This window comes from Agromyces mangrovi (assembly GCF_030296695.1).
GTDB classification, from domain to species: domain Bacteria; phylum Actinomycetota; class Actinomycetes; order Actinomycetales; family Microbacteriaceae; genus Agromyces; species Agromyces mangrovi.
This window is the reverse complement of record NZ_AP027737.1, coordinates 2752088-2768337: the sequence shown is the minus strand read 5'-3', so window position 1 is coordinate 2768337 and position 16250 is coordinate 2752088. Positions and strand designations below refer to the sequence as shown.

15 protein-coding genes, 1 tRNA gene and 2 pseudogenes are annotated in these 16250 nt (G+C 73.2%); 2 read left to right on the top strand and 16 right to left on the bottom strand.

What is annotated here, in order from left to right; all coding sequences use genetic code 11:
* Positions 1 to 17: 17 nt before the first annotated feature.
* The 6 genes from QUE38_RS13165 to QUE38_RS13140 form a co-directional block, all read right to left on the bottom strand.
* A complete protein-coding gene (locus QUE38_RS13165; protein ID WP_286308731.1) occupies positions 18 to 1472 on the bottom strand; it encodes an NAD-dependent succinate-semialdehyde dehydrogenase in 1455 nt (484 codons plus the stop codon).
* 65 nt (positions 1473 to 1537) lie between these two features.
* Positions 1538 to 1840 (bottom strand): hypothetical protein, encoded by a 303-nt coding sequence (locus tag QUE38_RS13160; RefSeq protein ID WP_286308730.1) that lies wholly within the window; start codon positions 1838 to 1840, stop codon positions 1538 to 1540.
* Positions 1841 to 1882: 42 nt separating this feature from the next.
* Entirely contained in the window at positions 1883 to 2479 is a 597-nt protein-coding gene (locus tag QUE38_RS13155) for an isochorismatase family protein (RefSeq protein WP_286308729.1), read from the bottom strand.
* Between the two features lie 70 nt (positions 2480 to 2549).
* The gene (locus QUE38_RS13150) at positions 2550 to 3746 is read right to left on the bottom strand and encodes a M20/M25/M40 family metallo-hydrolase (protein WP_286308728.1); all 1197 of its coding nucleotides are present in this window, start codon (positions 3744 to 3746) and stop codon (positions 2550 to 2552) included.
* The gene (locus QUE38_RS13145) at positions 3743 to 5317 is read right to left on the bottom strand and encodes a D-alanyl-D-alanine carboxypeptidase/D-alanyl-D-alanine-endopeptidase (protein ID WP_286308727.1); all 1575 of its coding nucleotides are present in this window, start codon (positions 5315 to 5317) and stop codon (positions 3743 to 3745) included. Before QUE38_RS13145 ends, QUE38_RS13150 begins: the two co-directional genes overlap by 4 nt.
* A 51-nt stretch (positions 5318 to 5368) precedes the next feature.
* Entirely contained in the window at positions 5369 to 6352 is a 984-nt protein-coding gene (locus QUE38_RS13140; protein WP_286308726.1) for a Gfo/Idh/MocA family protein, read from the bottom strand.
* Positions 6353 to 6402: 50 nt separating this feature from the next.
* Here QUE38_RS13140 and QUE38_RS13135 point away from each other — a divergent pair, with 50 nt between their 5' ends.
* Positions 6403 to 7113: a GNAT family N-acetyltransferase gene (locus QUE38_RS13135; RefSeq protein WP_286308725.1), complete on the top strand. Its 711-nt coding sequence runs from the start codon at positions 6403 to 6405 to the stop codon at positions 7111 to 7113.
* 42 nt (positions 7114 to 7155) lie between these two features.
* Here QUE38_RS13135 and QUE38_RS13130 read toward each other — a convergent pair.
* From QUE38_RS13130 to topA, 6 genes and pseudogenes are all read right to left on the bottom strand, one after another.
* A tRNA-Thr gene (locus tag QUE38_RS13130) sits at positions 7156 to 7231 on the bottom strand.
* A gap of 40 nt (positions 7232 to 7271) precedes the next feature.
* Positions 7272 to 7910, bottom strand: a complete 639-nt coding sequence (locus QUE38_RS13125) for a TetR family transcriptional regulator (protein WP_286308724.1) — start codon at positions 7908 to 7910, stop codon at positions 7272 to 7274.
* 65 nt (positions 7911 to 7975) lie between these two features.
* Positions 7976 to 9321, bottom strand: a pseudogene (locus QUE38_RS13120) (alpha/beta hydrolase).
* A gap of 182 nt (positions 9322 to 9503) precedes the next feature.
* Entirely contained in the window at positions 9504 to 10664 is a 1161-nt protein-coding gene (locus tag QUE38_RS13115) for a DNA polymerase III subunit delta' (RefSeq protein WP_286308723.1), read from the bottom strand.
* 10 nt (positions 10665 to 10674) lie between these two features.
* Entirely contained in the window at positions 10675 to 11319 is a 645-nt protein-coding gene (tmk, locus tag QUE38_RS13110; protein ID WP_286308722.1) for a dTMP kinase, read from the bottom strand.
* A pseudogene (topA, locus tag QUE38_RS13105) lies at positions 11316 to 14182 on the bottom strand (type I DNA topoisomerase). Before topA ends, tmk begins: the two are co-directional and overlap by 4 nt.
* Before the next feature lie 59 nt (positions 14183 to 14241).
* On the opposite strand from topA, the gene QUE38_RS13100 reads away from it, so the two are divergent.
* Positions 14242 to 14481: a hypothetical protein gene (locus QUE38_RS13100; RefSeq protein WP_286308721.1), complete on the top strand. Its 240-nt coding sequence runs from the start codon at positions 14242 to 14244 to the stop codon at positions 14479 to 14481.
* An 11-nt stretch (positions 14482 to 14492) separates the two neighbouring features.
* On the opposite strand, the gene QUE38_RS13095 is transcribed toward QUE38_RS13100, so the two are convergent.
* From QUE38_RS13095 to QUE38_RS13080, 4 genes are all read right to left on the bottom strand, one after another.
* A complete protein-coding gene (locus QUE38_RS13095) occupies positions 14493 to 14843 on the bottom strand; it encodes a helicase (protein WP_286311830.1) in 351 nt (116 codons plus the stop codon).
* Positions 14844 to 14845: 2 nt separating this feature from the next.
* Complete coding sequence (locus QUE38_RS13090) at positions 14846 to 15154, bottom strand: TadE family type IV pilus minor pilin (protein WP_286308720.1); 309 nt, start codon at positions 15152 to 15154, stop codon at positions 14846 to 14848.
* 28 nt (positions 15155 to 15182) lie between these two features.
* A complete protein-coding gene (locus tag QUE38_RS13085) occupies positions 15183 to 15287 on the bottom strand; it encodes a DUF4244 domain-containing protein (protein WP_433996910.1) in 105 nt (34 codons plus the stop codon).
* Positions 15288 to 15506: 219 nt separating this feature from the next.
* Positions 15507 to 16142: a type II secretion system F family protein gene (locus QUE38_RS13080; RefSeq protein WP_286308719.1), complete on the bottom strand. Its 636-nt coding sequence runs from the start codon at positions 16140 to 16142 to the stop codon at positions 15507 to 15509.
* Between the last annotated feature and the right edge of the window lie 108 nt (positions 16143 to 16250).

Genomic DNA, 16250 nt, shown 5'->3' with positions numbered 1-16250 from the left:
CGCCGCCGCGGCGCGGCTCAGGCGGGGAGCATCGTGTACTTGGTCGACAGGTACTCGTGGATGCCCTCGAACCCGCCCTCGCGGCCGATGCCGGAGGCCTTCACCCCACCGAACGGCGCGGCGGCGTTCGAGATGACGCCCGCGTTGAGGCCCATCATGCCGGTGTCGAGCCGGTCGATCATGCGGTGCCCGCGCGCCAGGTCGGTCGTGTAGACGTACGAGACCAGCCCGAACTCGGTGTCGTTCGCGAGCCGCACGGCCTCGTCCTCATCGGCGAACGTCGTGATCGACAGCACCGGCCCGAAGATCTCGTTGCGGAGGATCTCGCTGCCCGCGACGACGCCGGTCACGACCGTGGGCTCGAAGTAGGTGCCCTCCCCGGCGATGCGGCTGCCGCCGGTGGTGACGGATGCCCCTCGCCCGACCGCGTCCTGCACGAGCGCCTCGGCCTTGCCGACCGCGTCCTCGTCGATCAGCGGGCCGATCTGCACGCCCTCGTCGGTGCCGCGGCCGACCCGCATGGCCGAGACCCGCTCGGTCACGCGCCGGGCGAACTCGTCGGCGACCGACTCGTGCACGATGAACCGGTTGGCGGCCGTGCAGGCCTGGCCGATGTTGCGGAACTTCGCGAGCATCGCGCCGTCGACGGCCGTGTCGAGGTCGGCATCCTCGAACACGACGAACGGCGCGTTGCCGCCGAGTTCCATCGAGACCCGCAGCACGCCGTCGGCGGCCTGCGCGATGAGCTTCCGACCGACCTCGGTCGAGCCGGTGAACGAGAGCTTCCGCAGCCGACGGTCGGCGAGGATCGGCTCGGTCACCGCCGACGAGCTCGACGACGTGATGACGTTCACGACGCCCGCGGGCAGGCCCGCCTCCTCGAGGATGGCGGTGAACGCGAGCGTCGTGAGCGGCGTGAGCTGCGCGGGCTTCACGACCACGGTGCAGCCGGCCGCCAGCGCGGGGGCGATCTTGCGGGTCGCCATCGCGAGCGGGAAGTTCCACGGGGTGATGAAGTACGACGGGCCGACGGGCCGCTGCGACACGATCATGCGCCCCGTGCCCTCGGGGTTCAGCCCGTACCGGCCATGGATGCGCACCGCCTCCTCCGAGAACCAGCGCAGGAACTCGCCGCCGTAGGTCACCTCGCCTCGCGACTCGGCCAGCGTCTTGCCCATCTCGAGCGTCATGAGCAGCGCGAGGTCGTCGGCGCGCTCGGTGACGAGCTCCCACGCCCGGCGCAGCAGCTCGCCGCGCTGCCGGGGCGCTGTCGCGGCCCACGCGTCCTGGGCGGCGACCGCGGCGTCGAGCGCGCGCACGGCGTCGGCCGGCGAGGCATCCGCGATCGACCGGATCACCCGGCCCGTCGACGGATCGTGCACGTCGAGCGCGCGCCCGCCCTCTGCGGCCACCCACTCCCCCGCGATGAACAGCCGATCCGGCGTGCCCTCCAGCAGTGCCCGCTCATCCATGTCGCGACCTCCCCGTCTGCGTGACGCGACCAGCGTAGCCCCGCGGGTACGCGCGACGGCCGGGCTCAGGCCTCGACGTCGACGAACTCGATGTCGTAGACCGCGACGCGCTGCGGGACACCCGCGAACACCTCGGCGCGCGCATCCGAGGCCATGTAGGCCTGCTCGAGCACGAGGAACGCGTCGCGGTCGCCCTCGGCGCTGACCGCCCACACGAACTCGTTGCGCTCGGGCAGCCCGTAGGCGAACTCGATGCGGAACCCGGCGGCGGGGCGGACCTTCGGCATGCTGCCGTGCCACCAGGCGACGAAGGCGTCGTACTCGCCCTCGACGAGGGTGTAGCGGCGGAGCTGGACGGTGCGAGTCATGCGTCCATTCTGGCGGGTCGCGCGGGGCTCGCCGAACCGCGGTCAGGCGGTGCCGGATGCCTCGCTGCCGGCGATCTCGGCACCCGCATGCCCCATCTCGGCGATCGCGGCCTCGCTCGACTCGGCGGCCACGCCCGCGACGAGGCCCGTGAGCACGCGCGCGTGCTGCCCGTGCTCGAGCGCGTCGAGCGTGCTCGCGCGCACGCAGTAGTCGGTGGCGATGCCGACGACGTCGACCTCGGTCACCCCGTGGCGGGTGAGCAACTCGGGGAAGGGCGTGCCGTCGTCATCCGTGCCCTCGAAGATCGAGTACGCGGGCGCGCCCTGCCCCTTGCGGATGTGCACGTCGACGCGCGAGACGTCGAGGTCGGGGTGGTACTCGGCGCCCGTCGTGCCCGAGACGCAGTGCACGGGCCAGGTGTCGACGAAGTCGGGCTCGGCGTCGCCCGCGAAGTGCCCGCCGTTGTCGTTGTCGCCGTCGTGCCAGTCGCGCGACGCGACGACCAGGTCGTAGTCGTCGCCGTGCTCGGCGAGGAACCGGGTGATGCCGGATGCCACGGCGGCACCGCCGTCGACCCCGAGCGCACCGCCCTCGGTGAAGTCGTTCTGCACGTCGATGATGAGTAGCGCTCGCGTCATGTTCGAACCTCCTGGTTCGATCATCCCACCGTCGCGGACCGGCGGGCCCGGTGCGCGCAGGGCCGGCCGCTCAGCCGCAGAATTCGCGCAGCACGCGTTCGAGCACCCGCGCATGCGTCACTGCCGACGGCAGGTCGAGCCACTCTGCGTCGGCGTGCGCGCCTCCTCCGGCAGGCCCGTAGAGCGCGACGTCGATGCCCGCGTCGGCGAACAGCGCCGCCTCGGTCCACCACGGGTCGCCGCGACGGTCGGGCTCGGCGCCGACCTCGGCGAGTGCCGCGCGGTCGACGGCCGCGACGACGGCCGACCCGTCGGGCGCCTCGAAGGCGGGGCGCGAGACGAGCTCGGTCAGCTGGAACGACACGTCCGACCCGGCCGCGCGCGCGAGCGTCGCCTCGAGCGCGGCGCGCACGACCGCCGGGGTCTCGCCCGGCAGCGTGCGGCGCTCGATGGTCGCGCGGCAGTGCGGCGCGACGGTCGCGGCGTCGACGCCGCCGTCGAGGGTGGCGACCCGCAGGGTCGAGGTGCCGAGCAGCGGATGCCCCTGCTCCGGCGCGCACGGCGCGGGGTCGGCGTCGAGCGCGTCGACCAGTCGCAGCATGCCCGCGATCGCGTCGACGCCCTGCTCGGGCTGCGAGCCGTGCGCGGCGCGCCCGTGCACCTCGAGCGCGAACCACGCGAAGCCGCGGTGCGCCACGCCGAGTTCGAGCCCGGTCGGCTCGAGCACGAGCGCGCCGTCGATCTCGGCCGCGTCGAGCGAGGCGAGCACCGCCGCGGTGCCGATCGAGCCGAACTCCTCGTCGGCGGCGAACGCGAGCACGACGTCGCCGGTGAGCCCGTCGCCCGCGGTCGCCCGTTCGGCTGCGAGCACGCCCGCGGCGAGCGCGCCCTTCATGTCGTAGGCGCCGCGACCCCAGAGCTGGTCGCCGTCGACGCGCGGTGCGAACGGCCCGTCGGCATAGGTGCGCACGCCGACCGTGTCGAGGTGACCGCTCAGCAGCAGCGTGCGGCCGGCGCCGGTGCCCGGCTTCCGGGCGATCAGGCTCGGGCGCGCTCCCGGGCCGATCAGGGTGGTCTGGAAGCCGGATGCCACGAGGCGGTCGCGCAGCGCGTGCGCGAGTGCGACCTCGGCGGCACCCGTCGGGTCGAGGTCGGGGTTCACCGAGTCGATCCCGACCAGCTGCGCAGCGAGGTCGACGAGTTCCGGGTCGTGTGTGCCGGATGCGGGCGCGCGCCCGCCCGCGGCATCCGCTCGACCGCCCCTCATCCGTTGGAGAGGTTGTCGCCGCAGCGGAAGAACGCCGTCGTGAGGGTGTCGATCGCCTCGCGCGACGACGGCGGGATGGCGCCGGGCGCGTCGCCGAGGGCGTAGATGGCGAACGTGAGCGGCGTGCCGTCCTGCGCGTGGATGATGCCGGAGAGGGTGTAGCCGGTCTCGATCCAGCCGGTCTTCGCCCAGACCGCGCCACGCGCGACGGCGTTGTCGCCGAAGAAGCGGTCGCCGTACGCGAGCGAACCCTGCACGCCCGCGACCGGGAGGCCGTCGCGGACGACGCCGAGCCCCTGCTCGCGCGCCTCGATCTTGCGGAACAGCTCGGTGAGGTACGCCGGCGGCACCGCGTTGTCGTCGCTGAGGCCCGAGCCGTCGGTGACGGTGATGTCGTCGGTGTCGATGCCGTACGCTGCGAGGCCCTCGCGCACGCCGGCGTCGATCGCCGCGAAGTCGTTGCCGGTGCCCGTGCGGATCGCGACGTGCCGGGCGAGCATCTCGGCGACCGTGTTGTCGGAGACGATGAGCGACTTGTTCACGAGCTCCGCGACGGTCGGCGACGAGACCGTGCCGAGCGTCTGCGCGTCGGCGGGCGCGGTGCCGCGCTCGATCGTTCCGATGCCGCCGAGCGCGCCGGCGAAGGCGTCGCCCGCACGACCGATCGGGTCCGGGCTGCGCCACGACGTCTCGGCGAACGGACTGGCGCGGTCGCCGTCGACCTGCAGGGCCGTGATCTGCGACATGTAGCCCTGCTCGCGCTCGAGTGGGTTCCAGGTCGGGTGCCACTCGTCGCCGCCGAAGAACGACGCGTCGAGCACGAGCTTCGTGAGCGGCGGGTTGGCGGGGTCGGCGTCCCACGCGGCGCGCACCTGAGCGGCCAGGTCGTCGAGGTGCGCCGCGCCCGGGTAGACGGTCTGCGTGCCGCTGGGCGTGGCCGAGAGCGTGAGGTCGCCGCCGCCGACGAGCACCACCGAGCCGGGCTCGCTGCCGCGCACGACCGTGGTGGTCGCCCGGTAGTCGGGGCCGAGCACGTCGAGCGCCGCCGCCGCGGTCAGCACCTTCATGACGCTCGCGGTGCGTGAGGCGGTGCCGCCGCCGCGGTCGTAGAGCACCTCGCCGGTGTTCGCGTTGCGCACGTGCGCCTGCATCGCGCCGAGGCGGGCGTCGGTCGCCGCTGCGCCGACCATGCAGGTGCGGATCTTCGCGGTCGTCGCCTCGGCGGTGGGCGCGGGGCGTCCGGGGTCGACGGTGGGCGTGGGCGTCGGGGTCGCGGTGGGCGTCGGGGTCGGCGCCGGGCTCCCGCTCGCGACCGCGGAGCCAGCGGCGACCGCGCCCCAGCCGGCGAGCGCGAACGCGACGACGCCCGCGGTCACCCAGAGCGCGAGGCGCGTGCGCTTCGGGTGCGTGCCGCCAGGGGCATCCGTCGTCGTGGTCTCCCCCGCAGCCGCGTCGGTCGAGGCCGTGGCGCCGTCAGGGGCATCCGTCGCCCGCCCCTCGCCGCCCGCGGCGTGCGGGGTCGGCTCGGCCGCGCCGTCTGGGGCGTCGGGGGTCTCGGGGTCGGTCGACACCCCGGCATTGTACGCAGCCGCGCCCGTGAGTCGGGTGGACGCGGCCGGCGCCTACTCGCCGGGGTAGCGCAGTCCGATCAGCTCACGCACGCGGTCGAGCGTGCCCATGATCGCGACCGTCTCGTCGAGCGGCAGCACGTCGCCGCCGAGCTCGTCCGACGCGACGAGCCGCTCCGCGGCCTCCGCCTGGAAGTGCATGCCGCGCCCGTTCACCTCCTGCGAGAACTCCTCGACGACGGCGCCGTCGGAGTCGATCAGGCGGAAGCTCGTCGGCGTGTACCAGACCGCGTCGATGTCGATGCGCGCCTCGGTGCCGATGACCGTGGCGACGTTCGGGCCCCGGGTGTCGCTCGCCGAGAGCGTGGTCGCGACGCGCCCGCCCGCGTACCCGAAGATCGTGGCGACCTGCGCGTCGGCGCCGGTCGGCTTGAACGTCGCCGTCGCCTGGATCGTCTCGGGCTCGCCGAAGAGATCCCACGCGAACGAGACCGGGTAGATGCCGAGGTCGAGCAGGGCGCCGCCGCCGAGCTCGAGCGCGTTGAGCCGGTGCGTCGGGTCGTCGGTGATGCGCTGGGTGTGGTCGGCGATGAGCGTGCGCACCTCCCCCAGCGCGCCGTCGGCGATCAGTTCGCGGATGCGCTCCATGTGCGGCAGGTACCGGGTCCACATCGCCTCCATGGCGAGGAGACCACGCGCCTTCGCCAGGCCCGCGATCGCGGCCGCCTCGCGAGCGTTCAGCGTGAACGGCTTCTCGACCAGCACGTGCTTGCCCGATTCGAGCAGCAGCAGCGCGTTCTCGACGTGCATGGGGTGCGGGGTCGCGACGTACACGATGTCGACGTCGGGGTCGGCGGCGAGCGCCTCGTAGCTGCCGTGCGCCGTCGGGATGCCGAACTCGGCGGCGAACGCCTCGGCCGCCTCCGGCCGGCGGGAGGCGACGGCCCGCACGTCGAAGCCGTTGGCCACGAGGTCGGAGGTCATGAGATGGGCGATGCCGCCCGTAGCCAGGATGCCCCAGCGGAGTCGATCGGTCATTCGTCGAGCGTATCGCTGCGCCTGCGGCTCGCGGGTGGCAGGGTGGATGCGTGCCACTCGCGTTCTCCGCCACCGTGACCGACTTCTGGGGCCTCACGGGTGCCTCGCCGGGCCCATCGGACTCGTACCGCGTCGTCGTCGGCCCGGGGCTGCGCAGCGACCTGCTGCTGACCCTGCTCGACGTGGTCGATGGGCCGCTCGTCGCGACCGTCTCGCCGGCCACTGCTGAGCGTCTCGGCGTCGCTGACGGTGAGGCGGTCGGACGCGATGCGCTGCGCGCGCGGATCGCGGAGGCCGGTCTCGAGCTCAACGGCGCCGATCTCGTCTCCTACCTCCCCCAGGAGGCGCAGCGGGCCGTCACCGCACTGCCCCCGGCGCCCGGCACGCGGGTGCTGACGGCAGCGGATGCCCCTGAGTTCGCGCGCTTCTCCGCCGACGCCCCCGAGGACGACCTGGACGAGGCGTACGTCGAGCTCGACCACTGGGTGGCGCTCGGCACCTTCGTCGACGATCGCCTGGTCGCCGTCGCGAGCATGTACCCGTGGCGCGAGTCGACGGTGGCCGACATCGGCGTCATCACGTTGCCCGAGTACCGCGGGCGCGGTCTCGGTCGACGCCTCGTGCAGGCGCTCGCCGCCGAGGCGCTGGCCCGCGGCCACGAGCCGCAATACCGGCACCAGACCGGCAACGCCGCCTCCGCCGCGCTCGCCCGCGCGGCCGGCTTCGCCCGCTTCGGCGAGTGGGACGTCGTCACGGCGTGACCAACGACGAAGCCCCCGCCCGGACGGACCGGACGGGGGCAGTGGAGCCGCCTGTGGGAATCGAACCCACGACCTATTCATTACGAGTGAATCGCTCTGCCGACTGAGCTAAGGCGGCGTGCTTCCGGCGCGAGAAGCGACGGGCACGAGAGACCATGTTAGCGGGTTTCCGCGAGTACTTCGTACACGCGCCGGAACGCCTCCTGCATGCGGGCCTCGAGCGGCCGCTGCGGGTCGAGTTGCTCGGCCCAGCTGCGCCACGCGTAGGTGATCACGCCGACCGCAGTCATCGCCACGAGCATGGTGCGATCGTCTCGCGCAGCCGGGTCGGCGGCGAGACCGGGATCGGTGACCTCGAGTCGGCGTGCGACGAGCGCGCGCAGGCGGTCCTCGAACGCCATCAGCCCGGCGAACTGCCCCTCCATGAGCTGCGGATGCTCCTGCATGACGTCTCGACGGAGCGCGACGACCTCCAGGTCGTCGGCCTGCTCCGCGACCACCGCGGCGAAGAGCTCGCCGAGGTCGTCCGCGAGCCGCCCGGTGGGGCCCGCACTCGCGAACACCTCCGCGGCGCCATCCGGGAAGGTGGGCACGTCGCCGGTGAGGGCGGCCGTCTTCGACGGGAAGTAGTTGAAGAACGTGCGCGGGGAGACGTCGGCCGCCCGCGTGATCTCCTCGACCGTCACCCGGTCGAAGCCGTGCTCCAGCGTCAGCCGGAGGGCCGCCAGCTGGATCGCGTGACGCGTCGCTCGCCGCTTGCGCTCTCGGAGCCCGGGTTCGGTCGTGTCGACAGCCATCCCGTCAGTATTGCACCTGCTGCAACATTGCAGCGAGACCGAGCGTCATGCAGGGTCGCCGATCGTCAGCAGCGGGTGTCGTCGACCGGAACGACCCCGTCGACGAGGTATCCCTCGACCGCGTCGACGATGCACGGGTCGCGAGACGGATACGCCGCGTGCCCCTCCCCTCGAACGTCACGAGCACGCCGGTGTCGAGCTGGTCGGCGAGCGCCACCGCCCACTCGTACGGCGTCGCCGGGTCGTTCGTCGTGCCCACGACGAGGATCGGCGGCGCACCCGGCGCGGTCACGACCTCGTCCGAGTCGATCGGGGGCGCCGGCCACCCCGCGCACGACAGGTCGCCGTACCCGAAGTACGTGCCGAACACCGGCGCGAGCTCCTCCAGCTCGGCGACCCGCGCGCGCATGCCGTCGACGTCGTCGGGGTCCCCGGCGTGGTCGATGCAGTTGATGGCGTGGAACGCCTCGCTCGAGTTGTCGACGTAGTTCCCGTCCGCGTCGCGGCCGTTGTACGCGTCGGCCGAGAGGAACGCCGCCTCGGTGCCGCCGAACATCACCTGCTCGAAGAGGATGTCGAGGAACGGCCACGAGGCCTCGTCGTAGAGCGGGTAGATGATCGCGGTCACGAGCGTGTTCGCGCCCAGCATCCGCCCGTCGTCGGCGCGGATCGGGCTCGCCTCGACCGAGTCGAGCAGGGCGCGTACGGTGGCGGCAGCCTCGTCGACGGAGCCGGTGAACGGGCACTCCGCACCGGACAGGCACCAGGCGAGGTACGACGAGAGCGCTCGCTCGAACCCGATCGCCTGGGTCTTCGTGATCTCGAACGCCGGCGTGCTCGGGTCGAGCACCGCGTCGAGCACCATGCGCCCGATGCGCTCGGGGTACAGGCCCGCGTAGGTCACGCCGAGCGTCGAGCCGTACGAGTAGCCGAGGTAGTACAGCTCCTCGTCGCCGAGCAGGGCGCGCAGCAGGTCGAGATCGCGCGCGGCCGAGCCGGTGTCGATGTTCGCGAGCAGCTCGCCGCTGCGTTCGGCGCACGCCGCGGAGTAGTCCTCCTGCTCCGCGCGGGCCTCGGCGATCCAGGCGTCGGTGCCGCGCTCGCTCTCGGCGATGCTGTACAGGTACGCGTCCTTGTCCTCCGCGTCGGCGAAGCACTCGACCGCGGTCGACTGCCCGACCCCGCGCGGGTCGAACCCGACGACGTCGTAGGCCGCCTGCACGGAGTCGCCGACCGCATAGTCGATGGAGTCGGCGATGAAGTCGACGCCCGACGCTCCGGGCCCGCCCGGGTTCACGAGCAGCGACCCGACCTTCTCCCCCGTCGCCGGGTGGCGCACCAGCGCCAGCTCGACGCTCCCGACCTCCGGCTCGTCCCAGTCGAGCGGCGCCTGGGCCGTCGCGCACCACATGCCGTCGCCGCAGCGACTCCACTCGAGCTCCTGCGAGTAGAACGATTCGAGGTCGCTCGCGATCGTCGTCGGCACGGGCGCGGGAATGCTCCGCTGCACCCCGAACGGCCACGCGATGCAGCCAGAGAGCACGAGGGCGACGGATGCCGCGAGGGCGACCGCGCCCGTCAGCCGGCGCGCGCTCATCGCCTCGCCTCCGCGCGGCCGCGCACGGCGGACACGAGCATCGACTCGAGCGCGAGCGCGGGCGCGACGTTGCCCTCGATGCGCTCGCGCGCCAGGGCGATCGCGTCGAGCGTGGCGAGGGTCTGCGCGGGGCTCGCCGCCTCGGCTGCGCGGTCGAGCTCGGGCCGCAGCTCGACGTTCACCAGGTCGATCTCGGCGCCGACCTGCAGCAGCAGCACGTCGCGGTACAGCGACGACAGGTCGACGAGGATGCGGTCGATGCCGTCGCGCAGGCTCCGCGTGGCGCGCCGCTTCTGGTCGTCCTCCAGCGCCTTGATCTGCGAACGCAGCGCGGCCGGCACGGCCTGGCCCGGCGCGACGCCCAGCGAGCGCAGTGCGTGCTCGCGCTCCTCGGCGTCGCGCTCGGCGGTGATGGCCTTCGCGTCGTCGCCGGCGATCTCGAGCATGCGCGCCGCACCGAGCACCGCGTCGCGCGTCGAGCGCACGCCGAGCGCCGCGCGCAACGTCTCCTCGCGGCGGGCACGTGCCTCCTCGCTCGTCGCGAGCCGGAGCGCCATGCCGATGTGGCTCTGCGCCTCCCGCGCGCAGCGCTCGGCGAGCGCCGGGTCGACCCCGTCGCGCCGCACGAGCAGGTCGGCGACGTCCGCGACGCTCGGCACGCGCAGCCGCACGGTGCGCACGCGCGACCGGATCGTCGGCAGCAGGTCGGCCTCGCTCGGCGCGCAGAGTATCCACACCGTGCGCGGCGGCGGCTCCTCGAGCTCCTTCAGCAGCACGTTCGACGAGCGCTCGGTCATGCGGTCGGCGTCCTCGATCACGACCACGCGGTACGGCGCGACCGACGGCGAGTAGTGCGAGCGCTCAACCACCGTGCGCAGCGTGTCGATCGAGATGATCACGCCCTGCGTCGAGACGACGTGCAGGTCGGGGTGCGACCCCGCGTCGACCTGCGCGATCGTCGTCGGCTCGCCGTCGGCTTCACCCGAGAGCAGCGCCGTCGCGAACGCGAGCGCGAGGTTCGAGCGCCCCGAGCCGGGCGGCCCGGTGATGAGCCAGGCGTGCGTCATGCCGTCGTCGCCGGCCGGGGCGGCCCCGGCCGCGGCACGGAACACGTCGATCGCGGCATCCTGCCCGGTCAGCTCGGTCCACACGCTCACGCCGTTCACGCTACCCGTCGCCGCCGACGAGCCGGCCCGCCACCGCGTCGCGGATCGCCGTCGCGAGCTCCTCGACCGGCAGGGTCGCGTCGAGCACGAGGAACCGCTCGGGCTCGGCCGCGGCGAGCTCCAGGTACGCCGCCCGCACGCGTGCGTGGAAGGACGCACCTTCCGCCTCGAGCCGGTCGTACCGCGTACGCGCCCCGTCGAGTCGCGCACGCGCGGCCGCCTCGTCGAGGTCGAGCAGGATCGTCAGGTCGGGCAGCAGGTCGTCGGTCGCCCACAGCGACAGCCGCCGCACCTCGTCGGCGTCGAGCACGCGCCCGGCGCCCTGGTAGGCGACGGAGGAGTCGAGGTAGCGGTCCTGCAGCACGACCGCCCCGCGCTCGAGGGCGGGCCGCACGAGCGTCGCGATGTGGTGCGCGCGGTCGGCCGCGTAGAGCAGCGCCTCGGCGCGCGGCGCGATGTCGCCTCGATGGTGCAGCACGAGCTCGCGGATCTCGAGCCCCACGTCGGTGCCGCCCGGCTCGCGCGTGCGCACGACCTCGCGACCCGACGCGCGCAGCCGCTCGGCGAGCAGCTCGGCCTGCGTGGACTTGCCCGACCCGTCGCCGCCCTCGAGCGTGACGAACAGGCCGCGCGCGGCCGAGGTCACGACGAGGACTTCTTGGCCGCGGGCTTCTTGGCCGGCGCCTTCTTCTTCGCCGGCGCCTTCTTCGCGGTGCTCGCACGCGAGGTGCGCGGCTTCGCCGGGCCCTTGTCGCGCTTGATCTGCAGCAGCTCGGCGGCGCGCTCGAACGTGATGTCCTCCACGGTGTCGCCGCGCGGGATCGTCGCGTTGGTCGTGCCGTCGGTCACGTACGGCCCGAAGCGGCCGTCCTTCACCTTGATCGGCTTGCCGCTCACGGGGTCGGCGTCGAACTCCTTGAGCGCGCTCGACGCCCGACGGTTGCCGTACTTCGGCTGCGCGTACAGCTCGAGCGCCCCGGCGAGGTCGATGTCGAAGATCGCGTCCTCGCTCGGCAGCGAGCGCGTGTCGGTGCCCTTCTTGAGGTAGGGCCCGTAGCGACCGTTCTGCGCGGTGATCGCGTCGCCCGACTCCGGGTCCTCGCCCACGGTGCGCGGCAGGTCGAGCAGGCGCAGCGCGGTGTCGAGGTCGATCGTGGCGAGGTCCATCGACTTGAACAGCGAGGCCGTGCGCGGCTTGGGCGCCGCGGCCTTCTTCGCCGGCTTCCTCTTCGGCGCCTCGGTGACCTCGCCGGTCTTCGGGTCGACGGATGCCTCGGGGTCGCCTCGGGCTCCGGCTCGAGCTCCGTCACGTACGGGCCGAAGCGGCCGTCCTTCGCCACCACCTGCTTGCCGTTCTCCGGGTTCACACCCAGCACGAGGTCGCCCTGCACGGGCGCGTCGACGAGTTCGCGCGCCTTCGCCTCGGTGAGCTCGTCCGGCGCGAGCTCGGCGGGGATGTTGACGCGCCTGGGCGTGGCATCCGGCCCGCCCTCGGTGTCGGGCGTCTCGAGGTACGGGCCGTAACGCCCGATGCGCAGCGTGATGTCGTCGGCGATCGGGATCGAGTTGATGCTGCGCGCGTCGATGTCGCCCAGGTTGTCGATGATCTGGCGGAGCCCGAGGTAGTCGTCGGTGCCGAAGTAGAAGCCCTTGAGCCAGTCGACGCGGTCGGCGTCGCCGCCCGCGATGCGGTCGAGGTCCTCCTCCATCTCGGCGGTGAAGTCGTACTGCACGAGGTCGGTGAAGTGCTCCTCGAGCAGGCGCACGACCGAGAAGGCGATCCAGTTCGGCACGAGCGCCTGGCCGCGCGGCGTCACGTAGCCGCGGTCGACGATGGTCGAGATGATCGACGCGAAGGTCGACGGGCGGCCGATGCCGAGCTCCTCGAGCCGCTTCACGAGGCTCGCCTCGGTGTAGCGCGGCGGCGGGCTGGTCTCGTGGTCCTTCGACTCGAGGTTCGCCAGCGCGATGACCTGGCCCTCCTCGAGCGGCGGGAGCTTCGCGTTCTTGCCGCCCTCGTCGGCGTTGCGCTCCTCGTCCTTGCCCTCCTCGTAGGCGGCGAGGAAGCCGCGGAAGGTGATGACGGTGCCGCTCGCGCTGAACTCGGCCGTCGCGTTCGCGATGTCGGGGCGGGCGGTGGTCGTCTCCGGGGCATCCGCCGCCACCGCGGTGTCGGCCGCCGTCGGGCCGACCGCGATCGTGAGCGATGCCGTCTTGCCCTTCGCATCGGCCATCTGCGAGGCGACCGTGCGCTTCCAGATGAGGTCGTACAGCTTGAAGTCGTTGCCGCGCAGCGTCGACTGGAGCGAGGCCGGCGTGCGGAACGTGTCGCCCGACGGGCGGATCGCCTCGTGCGCCTCCTGCGCGTTCTTGCTCTTGCCCTTGTACACGCGCGGCGACGACGGGATGGAGTCGGCGCCGTAGAGGGCGACGGCCTGCGCCCGCGCCGCATCCGTCGCCTGCTTGGACAGCGACGGCGAGTCGGTGCGCATATAGGTGATGTAGCCGTTCTCGTAGAGCGACTGGGCGACCGACATGGTCTGGCGGGCCGAGAACCGCAGCTTGCGCGCGGCCTCCTGCTGCAGCGTCGAGGTCGTGAACGGGGCCGCGGGCTTCCGCGAGTACGGCTTCGACTCGACCTTCGCGACGGTCGAGGGCACGGTGTCGGCGCGCAGGGCCGAGGCGAGGGCACGAGCGGATGCCTCGTCGAGGACGACCGCGTCGTTCTTCAGCCGGCCCGCGTCGTCGAAGTCGCGGCCGGTCGCCACGCGGGCGCCGTCGAGGCGCACCAGGCGCGCCTCGAACGCGGTCGCGTCGGGTGCATCCGACTCCGCGAAGGTCGCGGTCAGGTCCCAGTACGACGCCGCGACGAACGCCAGGCGCTCGCGCTCGCGCTCGACGACGAGGCGGGTCGCGGCGGACTGCACGCGACCGGCGGAGAGGCCGGGGCCGACCTTGCGCCAGAGCACCGGCGACACCTCGTACCCGTAGAGGCGGTCGAGGATGCGGCGGGTCTCCTGCGCGTCGACGAGTGCGGTGTCGAGTTCGCGGGTGTGGTCCTTCGCGGCGAGGATCGCGTCCTTCGTGATCTCGTGGAAGACCATGCGGCGCACCGGCACCTTGGGCTTCAGCTCCTGGAGGAGGTGCCACGCGATGGCCTCGCCCTCGCGGTCCTCATCAGTGGCGAGCAGGAGTTCGTCGGCGCCCTTCAGTGCGCGCTTGAGCTCGGCGACCGTCTTCTTCTTGGAGTCGGAGACGACGTAGTAGGGCTCGAAGCCGTTCTCCACGTCCACGGAGAACTTGCCCATCGAGCCCTTCTTGAGCTCGGGCGGGAGGTTCTTCGGCTCGACGAGGTCGCGGATGTGACCGACCGAGGACAGCACCTCGTAGCCCTCGCCCAGATAGGTGGCGATGGACTTCATCTTGGTCGGCGACTCGACGATGACCAGCTTCTTGCCCGGCACCGGACTCCTTTCGCGGGAGTACCCCTCCCGTTCATCGCACACCATACACATACACGCCGAGAGCGACCCCTTGCGGACTCGTGGGGGCGGAGGACAATGGCGACATGGACACGTCAACCGCAGGCACGTACACGGCGAAGCTGACCGACGGGCCGCTGGAGGGCAAGACCATCACGGTCTCGTTCCTCGATTCCGGCGATCCGAACCCCCGGCTGGAGATTCCGGCCGAGTCGGGTGGCAAGCATTACGTCTACTCGAGAGGCTCCGGTGTCGAGTTCGACGCCGAGCACGCCAACCGTCCGTCGTCCGTCTCCTATCGCTTCATCGAGACGGTCTTCGACTGACCTGAAGCACCTCACGGCACGGGTCGCTCAGCCGGCGGCCCGGCCCGGGCCCGTGCGGCCTGGGCGACGCCCGCGAGGGTGACGCTCGCCCGCACGTCGGCGATCGCACCGTCGACGGCGCACGCCTCGAGCACGGCGCCGTTGCGCTCCGCAGCGTCGACCGCTCGTGCGCAGGGCTCGCCGGGCGATGCGCCCGACGCGACGTCTGCCGCGGCGAGCGCAGCCGCGTCGGCCGCGTTCGCCGCGAGTTGACCGCCGAGCAGCAACGCGCAGGCGCCGAGCACCGGCACGGTGAGCGCCACGGTCGCCGCGACCACGGCGAGCGCGAGCACCGAGCCCGCACCGCGCTCGCTCCCGCCCATCGTCACCACCCGCCCTCGAGCGCGCAGGCGCGGGCCGAGGCGTCGAGCGGCAGCAGGGCCACCGGCGCGGGGTCGCGCACGTGCACGCACACGAACCCGTCCGAGCGTTCGAGTCGGATGCCGGCGCCCGGCGCCACCCGCGCGATGATCGCGGCGGCGCGGGCGTCGGCCTCGCCGCGCGCCACGGCACGTGACGCGTCGGCCGCCGCATCGGCCAGCACCGCCTGCCGGGTGAGCAGCGCCACCCCGCCGAGGCAGATCGCCAGCACGAGCGCGACCGCGGGGAGCGCGGCGGCGAGTTCCGCCGTCACGCTCCCCCGGTCGGAGCGGCCGGCGAGCTCAGCCCACCGTGAGCGCATTGCGCACGAGGTCGGTGAGGATGCCGCGCACCTCGTCGCCGCGCAGGATGATGACGAGCAGGCCCGCGAAGCCCACCGCCGCCATCGTCGCGACCGCGTACTCCGCAGTCGCGGCGCCGCGCTCCCCGCGAGTCGCCGCAGCAGGACCGCGGCGCGGCCCCTCGACTCGACGTGTCGGGCGCGCTCGTCGGGTGAGCCGCCGCCGGGCGCACCTCCGTCGTCGTGTCCGTGCATCCGTTCTCCTCTCTCTTCGTCGGGCTGGCGCCCGGTCGGGTGGCACGAGCAGGTGCGGGGGCCGTGACGCTCACGCGAGGTCCGCGACCGTCGAGGCGACGACGGACACGAGCATCGGCAGCACGCCGAGCAGCACGAACGCCGGGAGCGTGCAGATCGCGAGCGGCACCATCAGGTGCACGGCGAGCGAGGCCGCGCGCGTGCGACCCGCGCCGCGGGCGGCCAGCCTCCGCCGGTGGGCCTCGGCCCGCAGCAGCTCGGCGACCGGCACGCCCGCACGGCGGCTGAGCGCGACGACCTCGTCGGCGTCGCCGTCGGCGCGCGCCTCGGGCAGGCAGGAGTCGAGTGCCGATGCCACGGATTCGCGGGCCCGCGGCACGCTGGCGCCGCCCGCGAGCGCGACCGCGAGCAGGTCGAGCGCGACCCCGGGGGCCGGTTCCGGCCGGCCCGCGCGCCCGACGAGCGCTCGGCTCCAGGCGTGCCCCACGACGAGCAGCACGACTCCCGCGATCGCGCACACGATGCCGAGCGCGGAGCCGAGGAGCACTCCGACGGTGTCGAAGCCGAGCACGGCGCCGAAGGCGATGCCGACGGGCGGCAGCAGCGCGACGAGGCGCGAGGTCGCGCGCGGACCGGCGAGCGCGGCGTCGAGTTCGCGCTGGAGCTCGGCGACGTCGCGCAGGCTCGTCGACGTGTCACGGAGCATCTGCGCGAGCGGACTGCCCGAGCGCTCGGCGACGGACCAGCCGGCGGCGATCGCCCGCCAGCCGAGCCGCGAGTGCGGGGAAGCCCGTCGGCCGAGGCGACCAGCGCG